We start from the raw sequence: 16842 nt of genomic DNA, 5'->3' as shown, positions 1-16842 counted from the left end.
AGACACTCTCAAACATAAAAAGAGCCGCTAGGTAGCGGCTCTTTTTTAGTTACACATTATGCACTGAGTGATTCCATATCAATGACAAACCGATAACGTACATCTGATTTTTCCATACGTTCGTAGGCTGTATTAATTTCGTCTATGTTGATCATTTCGCACTCTGGTAGCACGTTATTCTCACCACAAAAATCAAGCATTTGCTGCGTTTCTGCTATACCACCAATGAGCGACCCAGCAACTTGGCGACGACCCATTAATAATGGTACGGTATTTAACTCTTCAACCGGGCCAATTTGGCCAACAATAATTAGAGCACCGTCTATATCAAGTAGTGGAGTGTAAATAGAGAGATCGTGCTTAACTGGCACTGTATCTATAATTACATCAAATGCAGACTGCGACTTTTTCATTTCATCATCGTTTGTTGAAACTAAATAATATTGTGCACCTAGCTCTACCGCATCTTCTTTTTTAGATTCACTACGGCCAATTACAGTTACTGTAGCGCCCATAGCTACTGCATTTTTAACTGCCATATGCCCTAAACCACCAAGGCCTATAACAGCAACACGGCTGCCTTTTTTAACGCCCCACTTATGAAGAGGAGAATACGTAGTAATACCTGCACATAATAGAGGTGCGACGCGCGAAAGCTCTAAGCTTTTTGGTACAGACAGCACAAATTCTTCTCGTACAACCACATGTTTTGAATAGCCGCCTTGGGTCATATCGCCAGTTTCTTTATCTTTACCAGCGTATGTAGCTACCATACCTTCTCGGCAAAATTGCTCTTCATTGTTATCGCACTGATCGCAACTTTGGCATGAATCAACCATACACCCTACCGCAACGGTGTCGCCTTGCTTATATTTTTTAACGTCGCTTCCAACCGACTTAACCTTACCTACAATTTCGTGTCCGGGTACAAGTGGGTAACGACTACCGCCCCAATCATTTCGTACGGCGTGTAAATCTGAATGGCACACACCGCAGTATAAAATTTCAATTTCTACATCGTTATTGCGTAAATCGCGGCGCTCAAACGCAAACTCTGTCAGTTCAGAACCTTGGCTTTTTGCTGCATATCCTACTGTTTTCATAATAACTCCATAGTTTGTAAAAATTTAAGTCAAGTTCACATTAACGTACAAGCCGTGAATTTAAACTGACCAAAAAAAAGCCCAACAATGTTGGGCTTTAATTTATATACGCTCTACTATTTTACTTTTCGAGTAAGGTATTTATTTCGTCAATGATTGCGTGGATGCGCTGTGCATTTTTACCTAAATCACTACGTCCAACACGCGATTTGCTGCGAATATCTACAAAACGCTGATCGGCATCATCTGTAATACGAATAACCACATCATCTTTAAACCCAAACCAAGTAGTTGTGTCGGTAGCTTCTACAATACCCGTTGCCGAGTTTGTATTAACCAAAGCAAAACCTAAGTTTTTAACTGCTTGCTCACTTGCCGCTAGCAAATCAGCTTTTGATTGTGCAAAGTTTAGAGTTTTAAGCTCGGGGTACGCTTTACGCTGTTGCGCAGCCGTTTCTTCGCCAGCATAAGTTACAGGGTTAGGCGCATCGGCTCTAAGTGGAGCAACCGCTACAAACTTTGGTGGATTAACCAGGTCTGTCGAAATATCATGAATCGCAGGTACACTTTTAGCTTTATTCATCATATTAACCGGCATTGCAATGGCGACGGCAGAAAATACAAAAGCAATTAAACCACTGCTTAGCGTTAACGTTTTACGCATAAAGATAGCTTGTACAATTAGCAACACTAATGCCGCACCACCCGCGTACACACCAAACCTAAAACCGGTAAAGGCAGTGCCAAGCTCAACAAGTCCAAACTTATATAAAGGCCCTGGCAATATAACTAACAAAAACGCAATTAAGCTTACTAAACTCACTAAAACTTTCATTTTAAGATTCCTTTACTGTGTGTAATTTTTATTTTAAATAATCTAACGAGTACACTATACCGCCAAGCACTGCGTTTAGATTACTATTCGCGACCAATTACACAAAAAAGTCCAACGTTGTGTTATTAAAGTTACTCAAATTAGGAAATATATCAACAAGCTCTGAGCTTGGAACGCCAAACCACTGCGCTAACGTAGCAAAGTATTGCTCGTTTGCTACTTGTGGTATTAAACGCCCGCCCCCCGTATCTTGTGGGCCATCAAGTTGTTGAGTGAGTAACTCGCCGTAAATATTTTGCCCTTTTACAGCCCCGCCCATCACTATTTGATTACCAGCCCAGCCGTGGTCTGTGCCATCTCCGTTAGAAGTGAGCGTACGACCAAAATCCGACATAGTAAACGTGGTTACCTTATCGCTCATATCAAGCTCATTCATTGCGCTATTAAATTCATTTAAGCCACTAGCCAGTGTATTTAATAATGCTGGGTGCGTTGTTAATTGGTTGTCGTGCGTATCAAATCCACCCATAGAAACAAAAAACACCTGGCGCTGAGTGCTCAATTTTGCCTGTACACTAATTGTTTTAGCAACCGCTGCAAATTGCTCACTGAGGCTATTATCGCTAAATGGGGTAATAAGTGCAGGCGCGCTTTCTAACGCGCTGTTCATTGCTTGAGTGTTATTTATCGCACTTGTTAAACCATTCGCGTAAGCAGTACTTAACGGATGACTCGTATTGCCTAGTAAGCGGTTCATAATAGAAGTTACATGTTCACTACGTGGTTGATACCCGCCAAACGCGTTAATGTTACTTATGCCGCTTTTGTTAAGTGCAAATGCATTAGTAGCACTTCCCGTTTGCCATAAATTAGTACCGTCGAGTGATATGTTAGCCGCAAATTCATCCTGTAATTCTAAGCGTTCTAAAAGCCGTGCACCCCAGCCACTGTTAAGAGATTGTTTTTCTCGGCCATACATCCAAGCAGCTTGTTGATCGTTATGCGAAAACAAATGCTTAGGCAAACCTATTGTTTTATTTTTGTAGTCACTTAATGATGTAGGAGCAAGTAAAGTACCGACTCCACCTATAAATGCTAAATTTTGAGACTCAAACACACTTTGAATAGGTGCAAGTGATGGGTGAATACCGACTCCACCAGCAAACTGGTTTTTAATACTCAGCGCAATAGGATTTTCTACCGCTAGATTTTGCCTGCTTTGCTCGTACAGATTACGTTGCTCTCCCTCAAGCGGTACCAGCATATTTAATGAGTCATTCCCACCATATAAATACACACACACGAGCGCCTTGTAATCACCTAACTCAATAGCATTAGTAGCGCCTGTTAATGCTTGTAATTGTAGGCTCGTTAAAGCAGCCGCCGACACACTGCCTTTTAAACATAACGACAAAAAATCTCTTCTATTAATGCTCATTATGCGCTCCTAATACTGCACGTTAAATTCAGGTGAAATAGCAATCATGTATAACAAATACGATACCCGCTCTCGGTATTGCTCTTCATTAAAATAAGCGTCTAGGTCAAGTAAAGCTTGGCGCGTGTTATCGCTCATGGAACCTGCAAAATATAAGGTGTTGTACTGGGCTAACAATTCACTTATTCCTTGCTGTTGCAAGTAATTCATATCGTTTTGAATATACACATAAATTCGGCTTGAATTTAAATCGCTGTGCGCCTCTGCGGTGCTCCACACTAAGGTTGAAAAAATAGCATTCATAGTACCAATAAGCGTGGCATCATTTGCTATTTGTAACTCGGGCGCCACTAAACTTTCACTTCGTAAAGTAGCTGTTTGGTAATCAGGTCTAAAAAAGTTAAATACCGACGCAGACTGCAATGGCCCTTGCCCGTAGCTATCTACTAAGTTCCATGTTTTGTAATACCCCTCTAACGATTTAGCATCGAGATTTCGCCAAAATTGAACGGTTTTCAATATTGGCTCTTTAATTTTACCTTGGTAACTTAACACTGAGCCAAAATGGCGAGCTTCGTCATCTAAGTATATTGCTTTTATAACTGCACTTAAGTCGCCGCGTACACCTGCACCGTTATCGTTAAATACAGCTGCTACTCGCTCCACATACTGTGGCGTTGGGTTAGAGGTAATTAGCCGCTGAATTAGCTGCTTAGAAATAAATGGTGCAACATTACCGTGATTAAACAAATTATCGAGTGCAATTTTTAGCGATTCCTCAGGGCCATAGCCTTGTGGGATAACCTCATTATTTAATAGTGTTTTTTGTTCACTAGAGTGATATTCGCTAAATGCCTGCATAGGATTAATATAATCGCGGCTTTTACGTTTAAAGGTTTCGCTTCCTGCAAATGTCCAACCTGTAAATACACGTGCAAAACCTTCTATTTGTGTTTGCCCATACGTTGCTATGGTATTGCCTTGGCCATCAAGCTTAGCGCTGCCATCTAGGTTTAACTCTTCAAGCCCAATCGTAAATAGTTGCATTACTTCGCGTGCGTAGTTTTCATCAGGGCGAATATTAAGTGCTTCGTCGGCTTTTTCGTTACCTAAGTGACTAAGGTAAGTGCCCATAATGGGTGAAAGCGTTACATCTTCAAGTAAGTCACGGTAATTACCAAAGGCATGCTTTAGTAATAAATCGTAGTAGGTGATCATCCCCTCAGGCTGAGCGGACAAACCACTATTTTCATCCGAAACAACTAATATTTCGCTTAGTGCAAAGGCAACACGTTGACGTAGCTGATCGTCGCTTTGCATAACGCCTTTCCACCATGCATCAATGCGGTTTATGTATCTAAAGTCGTCTTCGCCATCTAACTTAGCTAAATAATCGCGATGGTAATTAACTGGTAATGCAATTTGCTTATCAAGCCATTGCTGTTCACTTAAACCTTTTGCACTTTGTATTTCAGCAAGTGTTGGCCCCATGCTTCCTTGGTGCAGCAACCTTGCAGCACTGTAATCACTCATACTGTTACGCGCTGTAAAAGAGACTACCTGTGTGTTGGTTGCCCCCTCGTTGTCGGTGGCAGTAACACTAAATGCATAATTAATTGGCTTATAACCAAGTGCAGGTTCAATAGTAATTGTTGCGCTTGTAGCCTCTATGGGTTCGTTAAGTAATACAGTACCCGAGGTTTGCTGCCACACAACACTGCTAATAGTGCCATCTTTATCGCTGGCAGTTGCACTTAGTTCAATGGTTTGGCCTTTGGCTATTTCAGTAGGTATATCAGCAACTGATAAAATTGGGATTTTATTTCCGTTAATGGTTGGCGTATCATCTGAGCCTGAACCACCACAAGCACTAAGTATAAATATTGAGCTTGCGATTAAAGAAATTTTATAATACATGTAAAGTCGTCGTTATTTGTTAATTATAGTACGTTAAGCTGTACCGAGTTTAATGCAATTATTGAAACACAAAATTTACAATTTGACTCTTTATTTTTTGTAACCGAATCATGAACGCCCCATTAACAATGCAGTTTTAGTGGGGTTTATAGCCAGAGCCTTATTATTTATGAAAACAGAAATTCGCTACCGTTTTGAATCTTCACAAGTTGCTAACAGATTCGTGCATGTACTAAAAGACTGGCCCATAAGCGATGTTAAAACACGCTTATTTAACGGCGGCGACAGTGTAAAAGTAACTTATGAGTATGATGAAAGTGGGTTTGATTATACCTCTGCTGAGCTTGATGATTTAGCCGAGCAACACGATGGTAAAGAGGTTTAACTAATAAAGTGAGTTAATAAGTATTATCTATATAGCGCCAATGAGATAACAATATCGGCGCACGTTTTAAGCCTACTGAGCTTCTACAATACTAAATGTATTTTGTGAGCGTTTAGCTAAATCAAGTACTTCGTAATAATTGAGGCCATCAATTTTTTTACCAATAATAAAATAGTTTATTTCATTAGTCATAGTTGGGTCGCCAACAACATCTTCTGCGCTTTGCACATCAGAAAACTGAATAGCAATTAATGACCCAATAAAAATCATAGAATCTTTAGGTTTCAGTTTTTTTAATACTTTAGTAACCCCCGCTTGGGTAGACTCAGGTGTGGAGCCATCAAATCTAAAATCATTTTTTGTGCTAACGCATGCACTAAGCATTAATATTGATAATGCGATAAGTAAATGTTTCATATATATCCTTATTTATTATTCGTGATACTTGCGGATCATCGCCACTTTAGCGTTTTCAATTTCGATCACCTCCATCATTACTGAAGTATACTCAATTGGCTGCTTACTTTGTGGGTGAATGCCTTTAGCATGGTTTTTATAACGAATCGCAAAACCGCTATCGTTAAATATAAAAGTACTGAGTAGCTCACTTTCATACAGGGTATGCGCGCCTAAGTAAAAGCTCATGCCTTTGCGCATTAATTCTTTCCCATCGGCAGTGCGAGAGTCATCAGGCTGATTCGGTATGTGCTGACTGCCAACATCGTCTGTTAATAAGCTAAGGTAAGCTTCAAGCTCTTTATTACCTGCGTTGGGTGCCTGTGTTGCAACCATTGTGTTGTAGTAATGCTGTGCAAATGCTTTTAAATCAAATGGCTCTTCGGCTCGGGCTGAAAAGGTAGCAACCAATACCAAACCTAATGTTAAAAGTAACCTCATTGACTATTCCCTGTAGCTAAAAGTGTTTTATAGGTACATTACATTAGAAAGTTCAATAATCAAACAAATAACGTTACGTAACCAACACCTACATTTTGCTTTTTACTCTATTGGTTGCAACGCTGTTGGCTGGGTCGTCTGGCCAAAAATGTTTAGGGTAGCGACCTTTCATTTCTTTTTGCACATCGCGATAACTGGTAGCCCAAAAGTGCGCAAGATCTTGAGTAAGTTGTAATGAGCGCTTACCTGGCGATAGTAATTCCATAAGCAGTGGCAGCTTTCCATTAGCAAGCATAGGCGTACTGGTTAAACCATACACTTCTTGCATGCGCACGCTTAACTTTGCGGGGCCATCTAGCTGGTAATTAATTTTTATATTTGAGCCACTTGGTACCGTTAATCTAAGTGGTAATAGCGCTTTTAACGCTGTTTGCTGGGGCCAGTCAAAACAATTTTGCAGCGCTTCAAAGTAGTTAAACTTTTTAAGCTGATCGAGTGTTTTTATATCTTGTAAGTACACGCCTAACCAATCATCAGCCGTTTCTATAAGGTGTTGCTCGCTAATCGTTGGGAATTTATCAGGCATAAACTGACTAGCTAAACTCATGCGTATTAATAACTGTTGTGCATCGGGTTGTTCGTTAAATAATGCAAAACCATGCTTAGTAAATAAATTAAGCCATGCTCTAGCACGTTCGCTTTTATCTAGCTTTTGTTTGCTCGGTTGGCTTGTAAGCGTAATAGCGCCGAGCTTTACTTCGTCTTGATGAATAAAGCGTGCGGTTTTTTCATCAAATTCACAGCGGGTGAGCGAAGTAAATAAATGCGGTAGGTACTCTTGTAGCTCAAATGGGCTAAGCGCTGTCGCTGCAAATATACGCGCGCCTTTATGACCGCCCATGGTAGCAATGGCAAGGTAGTCATCGTTGTGCCAGTAATCGGTGTTTAAATCAGCGCCCGCCCCATTGGCAAGTAAATAGCCATTGCCGCGTTTTTTTGCAATGCGGTCGGGGTAAGCTAATGCCACTAGCAAACCTAAATACTCTGTGTTTAGCTCGCTATTACTGTCGGTTACTTTTAAACGGCTTTGCCAGTATTTTAACTGCTGCTTGAATACTGGGTGCGGTCTTTGCTGCTGGCTATGTAGCGCTAAACTTAGCTCGTTGGCGGTGTTTATTCTGCTCTCAAGCAGCGCCACTAAATAAAGTGCTAAACGATAAATACCAGGGAGTTCTGTCTCAAGCGCCTGCGCTTTTAAAAGCATATGCGCTAAGCGAATATCCGCCCCAAAACCCAGCATGTTGCTGCCCAACTTGGTTAGCTTGCCTTTGCCATCGATGGCTTCAAGCATAGTTAGTAAGCTCATTGCTTGTGTGCATTGCTGCGTTGTTGGCGTATCAAGCAAGGTGAGTTCGCTAATATTTGCGCCCCACTGCTTTGCTTCAAGCATAAGTTGGCTTATGTCTGAGGTGAGTATTTCGGGGTTATCGTGGCTATTGCGTCGCTCAAAGGTTTGCTTTGAACCAAGCCTATAAACTACACCTGGTTCTATTCGCCCTGCTCGCCCTGCTCGCTGCACGGCAGAGGAGCGCGATATACTTTGTGTTGTAAGCTCCGTTACACCTGTTTTTAAGTTATAACTCGCTGCGCGGCGTTTACCGCTATCAATAACAATGCGAATGCCTTCAATGGTTAAGCTGGTTTCGGCTACATTGGTGGTAAGCACTATTTTGCGCATGCCCTCAGGCGCAGGAGCAATCGCCGCCTGCTGGTTGGCTTTATCTTGCTCGCCAAATAACGTGGCAACTAGGCAGTTACTTGGCAAGTCATTTAGGGCCTGTTGTACGCGTAATATTTCAAATTGACCAGGCAAAAACACCAGTGCACTGCCGCTTTGCTCGTTAAGTGCTTGTTTTATTAAAGAGGGAATAGCATCAAGCCAGCGGCTTTCATCTTTTATGGGTATGTATACTTCGTCTATGGGGTAGCTTCGCCCACTTGATTGAATTACTGGGCAATCAAAAAATTGCGTATAGCGCTCGGTATCAAGGGTGGCCGACATAAGTAGTATGGTTAAATCGTCACGCAGTGCACTTTGGGTCTCTAAAGCAAAGGCCAATGAGGTATCGGCTGCAATTGAGCGTTCATGAAACTCATCAAATATCAGTAAGTCAATATCGCTAAGTTCAGGATCGTTTTGTAGCATGCGAGTAAGCATGCCCTCAGTCACTATTTCAAGGCGCGTATTACTACTTACTTTGCTCTCACCTCGTACTCGCAGGCCCACACTTTGCCCCACATTTTCGTTTTGGCACTTTGCTAAATAACTGGCAATATTACGTGCGGCTAAGCGACGAGGCTCTAGCATTACAATACGTTTAAAATGGCCGTCGCGCATAAGCTGTAGCGGCAACCATGTTGATTTACCTGCACCAGGTGGTGCTTGTAATAACGTTATAGGATTACTTTGTAATGTAGTTACAAGTTGTTGATATATGTTTTGAACCGGCAGCACTGCTATTTACCCAAAATTGCTTTGTAAGCATTGTAACAAAAACCAAAAATAAACGCGTCGCAAAAGCTGTGTGGTTATAAAGGACATCATAATCAGAAATAATTACAGACCGCTCTGTACATTTTTTAAGGACATACGCGCTAAATTAATTACTACTGCGCCAATAAAAACATAAAACCATGATTATAAATACAAAATTTAAATTTAACTTATTGGTACGCGCCTTGCTCTTTTTATAGTGAACGTTAATTAAATCTAAGTAAGGAGAAACTTATGAACAGCGATCGTATGAAAGGTAATTGGAACGAACTTAAAGGTAAGGCGCAACAAAAATGGGGCGATCTTACTGACGACGATTTAGACAAAATTGAAGGTAGCCGTACAGAGCTAGTAGGTAAAATCCAGCAGCAGTATGGTAAATCTAAAGAAGAAGCAGAGCGTGAAGTAGATGAGTTTGAAAAAACTCACTAATCGCTAACTTCTAAAAAAACCGCCATTTGGCGGTTTTTTTGTTTAACGGCTAAAAAAGGACGTTATTTACGCTTTTAATTGGTTACCTATAGGCAGTTGCCTAATGCGCTTACCACAAGCGGCAAAAATAGCATTACACAATGCAGGAGCATAAACCGGTGTTGCGGGCTCGCCTACGCCTGCTGGTGGCGCATCGCTTTGTATTATTTCTACTTCTACCTCTAAAGGTGAATCGCTCATACGTGGTACGCGGTAATCATGAAAATTACTTTGCTGCACGCGGCCTTTATCAAAAGTAATACCATCGCTAATTGCAGTGGTAATACCGTAAATAGAGCCACCTTGCGTTTGGTTTTTAACAGTATCGGTGTTTACAACCGTACCCGCATCAATAGCCACCCACGATTTAATCACGTTTAAGTCGCCAACATCAGATACTTCTACCTCAACCACCGTTGCCACATACGTTAAAAAGCTACGGTGTGCTGCAATACCTAACCCGCGACCTTTTGGAAGCTTTCGGCCCCATTTACTTATTTCAGCTACTTTTTCAATAACATGACGTAACTTACCAATATCTAATGGGTAAACATCTTTATCGCCGCCATAATTATCGTACGACGCATTTTGCTCGGTTACATCTAATATGCGATCAGGGCCTATGGTTTCGAGTAAATAGTCTTTTTGATCGCGTCCTGCTTTGTGCGCCGCTTCAGCAATAAATGACTGAATAGCAAAAGCATGAAAAATATTTGATACCGAGCGCATCCAACCTACTCTAGTTTTAGCGGGTGCTTCGCCATTTTCAAGCTTTAAATTAGGTGAGTTTATAGGGTTATCAGTAAAGCCTAAGCGCAGCTCAAAGCCTGCAGGCGACGTTGCCCCTTCTTGAAACGTAGATAAAATTGGCGAAAACGCCGTGCGATGTAAGTAAGCCTCAATATTGCCTTTTTCATCTAATGACGCTTCAATATGTTGAGCCGATACCGCATGATAAAAACTGTGCTGAATATCATCTTCTCGCGTCCATTGAACGCGTATAGGTTGCCCTACTTTCATTGAAATGTAGGCGGCTTCTGCCGAAAAATCAGGTTTTGATTTACGCCCAAACCCGCCACCTAACATGGTGACATGTACGTTAATTTTACTCTCGTCCATACCCAGTAGTGCGGCTACAGTTTTCATATCTGCTTGCGGGTTTTGCGTTGCAGCCCAAATATCTACACTGTCTTTATTGTACATTGCAGTGGCGCAAGGTGGCTCCATAGGTGCTTGGGCTAGGTGCGGCGCATAGTAATCGGCTACAAGCTTATTGCTCGATTTAGCTAATACGCTAGTGGTATCGCCTTTTTCGCGCACATGCGCTTGCGGCTCACTCACTGTTTGTAATAACGACTTTTTAAAGTTCTCTGAATTATAATCGCCGTTTTTACCATCATCCCACACCACTTTTAGTGCTTTACGCGCCTGCCATGCAGCCCACGTATTTTTAGCAACAATAGCAATGCCGCCTTTTGGCTGAAATTGCGGTGCGCCTTTTGGAACAGGCATTTCAATAACATCAACTACGCCATTAATTGCTTTAGCAGCACTTGCATCAAACGATTTAACCACACCACCTACTACCGGCGGGCGCTCAATAATAGCCACCAGCGCTTTTGGTTCGCGTACATCGGCAGCAAATGTGGCTTTACCGGTTACTAAATCGGTTAAATCTATGTGCGCCATACCTGTATTTATATAACGCCATTCTTTACGTGTTTTAAGTGTTAACTTGTCAGGCTCTGGCGGTGTAATACCAAGCGCTAGGTCAATTAAATCTTTATAGGCAAGCGTTTTACCCGAGCTGTGGGTAACCACGTGCTGATTAGCTGTACAGGTTTGAGGCTCAACTTTCCAATATTTAGCGGCTGCGTGCTGCATCATGTAACGTACGCTTGCGCCCATTTCGCGCAGGCGCTGCATGTTGTAGCGAATACTGCGCGAACCATCGGTATTTTGATCCCCGTATTTAGGGTCGCCCTTACCTTGAATAACCACTACTTTATCCCACGCGGCTTCCATTTCGTCTGCCACAATTTGAGCAATGGCCGTTCGAATTTGCTGACCCATTTCAGAGCGGTGACAGGTTATTTCAACCATGCCATCGGGACGCAGTGCTATAAATAAGTTAGCTCGCTTTGCTTGCTCAGACGGTTGCTCTAACACGCCGGCAAACGCTTTTGGTGCACTGCCTACGAAATAAGTGCCTAATACTAATGCACCTATTGCGCTGGTTTTTAAAAATTGGCGACGGTTTAGGTCAAAGTACGTATTGTCGTTTTTCATACCTCTTCCCCTTGATCATTTGGGTCAAAATATTCAACGCCTGCCATGGTTTTAGCCGCCGATTTAATCGCTTTATGAATACGTGGGTATGTACCACAACGACAAATATTGCCCGACATATTACTCACTATTTCTTCATCAGTTGGGTTGGGGTTAGCTGCTAATAAGCTCGCCGCTTGCATAATTTGCCCGCACTGACAAAACCCACATTGCGGCACTTTATGCTCAACCCACGCTTTTTGCACTGGATGATCGCCCTGCTCGCTTAGCCCTTCAATAGAGGTAATATTGCGCCCGACTACAGCCGACACCGGTAGTACACACGAGCGCTGCGCTACGCCATCAATATGTATGGTGCATGCACCACACTGCGCCATACCACAGCCAAACTTAGGCCCCGTTAAATTTAATTCATCTCGCAGGTACCACAAAACGGGTGTTGACGGGTCGCCAGAAAACTCATGCTTATTACCATTAATGGTAAGGGTGATCATATTAGACTCCTTGCAAAGCGCTTTACAGGACGGCTCCTTATAGCGCGTGGACGGTTTTAATTTACTTACTACTTTTTAGCCTACCATTTAGAACTATTTTATTAAAATACTAATTACTAGAACGTTTGGTACTAAAAAACATTACTCATTATTAAGTAAGTTGCTAATACTAAATTAAATAGCGCTTATAACATCTTCAGATAAAACCCGTTGATCGTCTTTGTAGACTTCAAGCCAACCTGGCGGTGATGTATCACAACCAATAATGGTTACTTGTAACACATAACTGTAACGTCCATTTTTAAATGTATAGTGATGATTCCCGCCACTACCCTCAAAGGTAATATCACCGTTTAGTAAAACCATATCGGGCTTATCGCTAATCTTTTTATCAATACCCCACACTGCATACCGAAAATTATGCTCGCCTAAATCATCAACGCGAATATGGTAATTAGCTGTTTTCCAATTGAGTATTGGTTTTTTAAAAGTATTAACACTTGAATGCAGAGATTGCTTGTCTTGATCAATTAAGCGTTTAGCAAATGCTTGCTCTTTGGCTGTGTGGCTATTTATACCGATAATTTTACCGTCAGTATCAATCCACATCACGCCGTTATTTAGCATAATGCCACGCCAACCTACGCTATCCCAATCGGTATTAATATTAGAGCTGCCTATAACGGCAACAAGCTCGTCGTCAAACACTTCATCAAAGCGGTTAATAAACTCAGCTTCATTTTTAATGTCAGGCAATGGGTATTGCCTTTTTAGAGGGTAGCGAATATGCGCAGCAATCGCAGTTTTATCATGCGTTTTAAATGCAGCAATAACAGGTAAAACACTCTCATGATACTTTTGCTCAAGCGCAAATGCGTTCGATGTAAAAAGTAGAGATAGGCAAAGGAAGATGTAATTTAGATACTTCATGAATAGACCTTTAGATTTTATCATTTTCACTCTTATTTTTTTGTCTCCAGCTTTTATTTTTCAATCCACTTTTATGAGGCCACTTTAAAAGCTTTTTATATATTTCATAATCAAAAACTTCATCCATACCTTTTCCACCTTCAAAATAAAACTCCTCGTCTTCAATTCTTGTAATGATACGAATTAATTCATCATTAATTATTGAAATGAGCTGTTTTGCATCTTTTTGTTTAATTTGCCATGGAGTAGAGATTTTACTATCAATATCAATCTTTCCCTTAATTCTAGGTAAACCAACATAAACTGAGTTTTGTTTTTTACTTTCCAGTTCCCGGCTTTGAATAACTGAAATAAAGTTTGGGGAATAATCCTCAACTTCCCTTGCAACAAAGTTCCACTGCTTCTTTGGATGACCGTATAAACCTTTTAACCAATCTAGCTCTTCAGCAGCATTTGGGTAGCCTTCATTCGTTTCAGATGACCATATATAATGATCAACCCAATGGGCTTTTGAGAACTCTTCTAAAGCTAATATAGAGAGTTGTAGTGCACTTGGATAAGATCCGTTATTGTAAAGTAGCACCGAGTCGAAATGTAAGCGGATAGTGTTTCTCAAAGACTCCACTGCAATTTTATTTAATTTATACTTAGATATACCATCTTCTTTTTTCACTGAAGCTCCATTCAAAAAATCCAATTAATTAGTATAAATTTAATAGTCACAATAACTTATCTATATGCAAACAACTACTTGATATTAAATAAAGTAGATATATCGATTACTAATCGTTAATACCATTAGTAGTTAATCCTAATCTGAAAACAAAAACGAGCCTAATTAGGCTCGTTTTTCTTTTACTGATAGCTGACAGCTAAAAACTGACCGCTGCTCTTTTATTCCGGCTCATACCCCAAATTAGGCGATAGCCATCTTTCTGCCTCTTCGAGCGTCATATTAGTTCGCTTGGCGTAATCTTCTACCTGATCCTTTTGAATAGCGGCTACGGCGTAGTATTTTGCCTCTGGATGTGAGAAATACCAGCCCGAAACAGCAGCTCCTGGCCACATGGCGTATGAGCTGGTGAGCTGCATGCCAATGCGTTTTTCGGTATCGAGTAACTGCCAAATTTTCTTTTTCTCGGTGTGCTCTGGGCATGCTGGGTAACCTGGCGCTGGGCGAATACCTTGGTAGTTTTCGCGAATTAGCTCATCGTTACCGAGGTTTTCATCGGGTGCATATCCCCAGTAGTCTTTACGCACTTGTTCGTGCAGGTATTCGGCAAACGCCTCGGCAAGCCTGTCGGCAACCGCTTTTACCATTATTTTATTGTAGTCGTCTTGCTGTGCGTCGAACGCATTGGCTAAGTCGTCTTCTTCTAAACCGCCCGTTACTGCAAACGCGCCAAAGTAATCAGGTGTACCTTTTGGCGCAATGTAGTCGGCTAAACAATAGTTAGCAAAGTCGGTTTTTTCGGTTTGCTGGCGTAAATGGCACGAGGTGTTTAACAGCTCTTTGCGGGTTTCGTCGGTGTAAATTTCTATGTCATCGCCCACGCGGTTTGCAGGGAATAAACCAATTACACCCAATGGCTGTAAACTGCCTGCTTTTTCAAGGTCGTCGAGCATGTCGTTAGCGTCTTTAAATAAGCTTTGTGCTTGCTCGCCAACGACTTCGTCGTCCATTATGCGCGGGTATTTACCAGCGATTGACCACGTCATAAAGTATGGGGTCCAATCTATATATTTACGCAGCGTGGCGATTGATACATTTTTAAACTCAGTCACGCCCAGCTTTTTAGGTACTGGTGGCGTGTAGTTATCCCAATCGAGTTGTGCTGCGTTATCGCGTGCACGCTGTATGGTAACCGGTTTTGAACGTGGTTTTTTGCGCGCTTGTTGCTCGCGCACTTTTACGTACTCGGCTTTTGTTTTTTCTAAAAAGGCTGGTTTTAGCTCTTTAGATAACAAGCTCGATACTACGCCCACTGCTCGGCTGGCGTTATTTACGTACACGACGCCTTTGTCGTACTGTGGCTCAATTTTAACTGCAGTATGCGCTTTAGAGGTCGTTGCGCCGCCAATCATAAGCGGTAACTCAAAGCCTCGGCGGGTCATTTCTTTGGCTACGTGTACCATTTCGTCAAGCGATGGGGTAATTAAACCCGAAAGGCCGATTATGTCGGCTTTTTCGTCGATAGCTGTTTGCAGTATTTTTTCGGCAGGTACCATTACGCCTAAGTCGATTACTTCGTAGTTATTACATTGCAGTACTACGCCTACAATGTTTTTACCTATGTCGTGCACGTCGCCTTTTACGGTGGCCATAACCACTTTACCGTTAGTGGCGCCTTCTTCTTTTTCAGCTTCTATGTATGGGTCTAGGTAGGCTACGGCTCGCTTCATTACACGGGCTGATTTAACAACTTGCGGTAAAAACATTTTACCTGCGCCAAATAAATCCCCTACTACGTTCATGCCATCCATTAATGGCCCTTCAATTACGTGAATAGGTTTATCGGCAGCTGCGCGGCACTCTTCGGTATCTTCATCTATGAAGGTGGTAATGCCTTTTACAAGAGCGTGCTCTAGGCGTTTTTCAACAGGCCATGTGCGCCATTCTAAATCTTCTACGCGTTCGGCTTGTGCCATACCTGAAAACTTAGGGGCTATTTCTACAAGGCGCTCACCTGCACCGGGGTCGGTGTTAAGGATTACGTCTTCTACGGCTTTGCGAAGTTCTTCGGGGATGTCGTCATAAACAGCAAGCTGGCCTGCGTTTACAATACCCATGTCCATGCCCGCTTTTATCGCGTGGTATAAAAACACTGAGTGAATAGCTTCACGCACGGGGTTATTACCCCTAAACGAAAACGATACATTAGACACCCCGCCCGACACTTTACAGTGCGGTAAGTTTTGTTTAATGCGGCGTGTGCCTTCAATAAATTCTACTGCGTAGTTGTCGTGCTCTTCTATACCGGTGGCTACGGCAAATATATTAGGGTCGAATATAATATCTTCCGGCGGGAAGCCAATCTCTTCTACTAATATTTTGTAGCTGCGCGCACATATTTCGTATTTTCTATCTGCGGTGTCGGCTTGGCCATCGGTATCAAACGCCATAACAACAGCGGCTGCGCCAAAGCGTTTAATAATTTTAGCTTGGCGTTTAAACGGCTCTTCGCCCTCTTTAAGCGATATTGAGTTAACAATAGCCTTGCCTTGAATACACTTTAAGCCTGCTTCTATTACTTCCCATTTAGAGGAGTCGACCATAATAGGCACTTTAGAAATATCAGGCTCTGAGGCAATTAAGTTTAAAAACTTAACCATGGCCGCTTTTGAGTCCAACATGGCTTCGTCCATGTTTATATCAATAACTTGGGCGCCATTTTCTACTTGTTCGCGGGCAACGGTAAGCGCCGCTTCATAGTCTTCTTCCATGATTAAGCGTTTAAACATGGCCGAGCCTGTTACGTTGGTACGCTCGCCAACATTGGTAAATACTGCAATTTGCTGTGTCATGTTG

At 42.0% G+C, this 16842-nt stretch carries 14 protein-coding genes; 2 read left to right on the top strand and 12 right to left on the bottom strand.

Annotation, left to right across the window (positions count from 1 at the left end):
• Positions 1 to 56: 56 nt before the first annotated feature.
• From CWC11_RS01170 to CWC11_RS01155, 4 genes are all read right to left on the bottom strand, one after another.
• Positions 57 to 1103 carry an NAD(P)-dependent alcohol dehydrogenase gene (locus tag CWC11_RS01170; protein ID WP_138681251.1) on the bottom strand — a complete coding sequence of 349 codons (1047 nt, stop codon included), beginning with the start codon at positions 1101 to 1103 and terminating at the stop codon, positions 57 to 59.
• Positions 1104 to 1224: 121 nt separating this feature from the next.
• Complete coding sequence (locus CWC11_RS01165; RefSeq protein ID WP_138681250.1) at positions 1225 to 1938, bottom strand: DUF1499 domain-containing protein; 714 nt, start codon at positions 1936 to 1938, stop codon at positions 1225 to 1227.
• 97 nt (positions 1939 to 2035) lie between these two features.
• Complete coding sequence (locus CWC11_RS01160; RefSeq protein WP_138681249.1) at positions 2036 to 3376, bottom strand: DUF1501 domain-containing protein; 1341 nt, start codon at positions 3374 to 3376, stop codon at positions 2036 to 2038.
• Positions 3377 to 3385: 9 nt separating this feature from the next.
• Positions 3386 to 5293 (bottom strand): DUF1800 domain-containing protein, encoded by a 1908-nt coding sequence (locus tag CWC11_RS01155; protein WP_138681248.1) that lies wholly within the window; start codon positions 5291 to 5293, stop codon positions 3386 to 3388.
• Positions 5294 to 5462: 169 nt separating this feature from the next.
• Here CWC11_RS01155 and CWC11_RS01150 point away from each other — a divergent pair, with 169 nt between their 5' ends.
• The gene (locus CWC11_RS01150; protein WP_058547298.1) at positions 5463 to 5678 is read left to right on the top strand and encodes a hypothetical protein; all 216 of its coding nucleotides are present in this window, start codon (positions 5463 to 5465) and stop codon (positions 5676 to 5678) included.
• Positions 5679 to 5750: 72 nt separating this feature from the next.
• Here the strand turns inward: CWC11_RS01150 and CWC11_RS01145 are convergent, their stop codons facing one another.
• From CWC11_RS01145 to hrpB, 3 genes are all read right to left on the bottom strand, one after another.
• Positions 5751 to 6095, bottom strand: a complete 345-nt coding sequence (locus CWC11_RS01145; protein ID WP_138681247.1) for a hypothetical protein — start codon at positions 6093 to 6095, stop codon at positions 5751 to 5753.
• A gap of 15 nt (positions 6096 to 6110) precedes the next feature.
• A complete protein-coding gene (locus CWC11_RS01140; protein WP_138681246.1) occupies positions 6111 to 6575 on the bottom strand; it encodes a nuclear transport factor 2 family protein in 465 nt (154 codons plus the stop codon).
• Between the two features lie 88 nt (positions 6576 to 6663).
• On the bottom strand, positions 6664 to 9090 hold the full coding sequence (hrpB, locus tag CWC11_RS01135) for an ATP-dependent helicase HrpB (RefSeq protein WP_138681245.1): 2427 nt from the start codon (positions 9088 to 9090) through the stop codon (positions 6664 to 6666).
• A gap of 273 nt (positions 9091 to 9363) precedes the next feature.
• On the opposite strand from hrpB, the gene CWC11_RS01130 reads away from it, so the two are divergent.
• Positions 9364 to 9561 (top strand): CsbD family protein, encoded by a 198-nt coding sequence (locus CWC11_RS01130; protein ID WP_002958133.1) that lies wholly within the window; start codon positions 9364 to 9366, stop codon positions 9559 to 9561.
• A 66-nt stretch (positions 9562 to 9627) separates the two neighbouring features.
• On the opposite strand, the gene CWC11_RS01125 is transcribed toward CWC11_RS01130, so the two are convergent.
• From CWC11_RS01125 to metH, 5 genes are all read right to left on the bottom strand, one after another.
• Entirely contained in the window at positions 9628 to 11889 is a 2262-nt protein-coding gene (locus tag CWC11_RS01125; RefSeq protein ID WP_138681244.1) for a xanthine dehydrogenase family protein molybdopterin-binding subunit, read from the bottom strand.
• The gene (locus CWC11_RS01120; protein ID WP_138681243.1) at positions 11886 to 12383 is read right to left on the bottom strand and encodes a (2Fe-2S)-binding protein; all 498 of its coding nucleotides are present in this window, start codon (positions 12381 to 12383) and stop codon (positions 11886 to 11888) included. The genes CWC11_RS01125 and CWC11_RS01120 overlap by 4 nt, the downstream gene beginning before the upstream one ends.
• 174 nt (positions 12384 to 12557) lie before the next feature.
• Positions 12558 to 13313 carry a hypothetical protein gene (locus CWC11_RS01115; RefSeq protein ID WP_138681242.1) on the bottom strand — a complete coding sequence of 252 codons (756 nt, stop codon included), beginning with the start codon at positions 13311 to 13313 and terminating at the stop codon, positions 12558 to 12560.
• A 10-nt stretch (positions 13314 to 13323) separates the two neighbouring features.
• Positions 13324 to 13986, bottom strand: coding sequence for an AbiV family abortive infection protein (locus tag CWC11_RS01110; RefSeq protein WP_089347008.1), 663 nt, complete (start codon positions 13984 to 13986; stop codon positions 13324 to 13326).
• Between the two features lie 221 nt (positions 13987 to 14207).
• On the bottom strand, positions 14208 to 16838 hold the full coding sequence (gene metH, locus CWC11_RS01105; RefSeq protein WP_138681241.1) for a methionine synthase: 2631 nt from the start codon (positions 16836 to 16838) through the stop codon (positions 14208 to 14210).
• Positions 16839 to 16842 lie beyond the last annotated feature (4 nt).

Origin of the sequence: Pseudoalteromonas sp. S3178 (assembly GCF_005886985.1) — a bacterium.
In the GTDB taxonomy this organism is placed as follows: domain Bacteria; phylum Pseudomonadota; class Gammaproteobacteria; order Enterobacterales; family Alteromonadaceae; genus Pseudoalteromonas; species Pseudoalteromonas carrageenovora.
The sequence above is the reverse complement of the archived record's forward strand: the minus strand, read 5'-3'. Positions and strand labels throughout refer to the sequence as shown.

Bases quoted from the DNA above. Each gene is read 5' to 3' on its own strand.
- CWC11_RS01130 (WP_002958133.1), top strand. From the start codon at position 9,364: ATGAACAGCGATCGTATGAAAGGTAATTGGAACGAACTTAAAGGTAAG.
- CWC11_RS01150 (WP_058547298.1), top strand. From the start codon at position 5,463: ATGAAAACAGAAATTCGCTACCGTTTTGAATCTTCACAAGTTGCTAAC.
- CWC11_RS01140 (WP_138681246.1), bottom strand. From the start codon at position 6,575: ATGAGGTTACTTTTAACATTAGGTTTGGTATTGGTTGCTACCTTTTCA.
- CWC11_RS01165 (WP_138681250.1), bottom strand. From the start codon at position 1,938: ATGAAAGTTTTAGTGAGTTTAGTAAGCTTAATTGCGTTTTTGTTAGTT.
- metH (WP_138681241.1), bottom strand. From the start codon at position 16,838: ATGACACAGCAAATTGCAGTATTTACCAATGTTGGCGAGCGTACCAAC.
- CWC11_RS01120 (WP_138681243.1), bottom strand. From the start codon at position 12,383: ATGATCACCCTTACCATTAATGGTAATAAGCATGAGTTTTCTGGCGAC.
- CWC11_RS01160 (WP_138681249.1), bottom strand. From the start codon at position 3,376: ATGAGCATTAATAGAAGAGATTTTTTGTCGTTATGTTTAAAAGGCAGT.
- CWC11_RS01170 (WP_138681251.1), bottom strand. From the start codon at position 1,103: ATGAAAACAGTAGGATATGCAGCAAAAAGCCAAGGTTCTGAACTGACA.
- CWC11_RS01155 (WP_138681248.1), bottom strand. From the start codon at position 5,293: ATGTATTATAAAATTTCTTTAATCGCAAGCTCAATATTTATACTTAGT.
- CWC11_RS01145 (WP_138681247.1), bottom strand. From the start codon at position 6,095: ATGAAACATTTACTTATCGCATTATCAATATTAATGCTTAGTGCATGC.
- CWC11_RS01125 (WP_138681244.1), bottom strand. From the start codon at position 11,889: ATGAAAAACGACAATACGTACTTTGACCTAAACCGTCGCCAATTTTTA.
- CWC11_RS01115 (WP_138681242.1), bottom strand. From the start codon at position 13,313: ATGAAGTATCTAAATTACATCTTCCTTTGCCTATCTCTACTTTTTACA.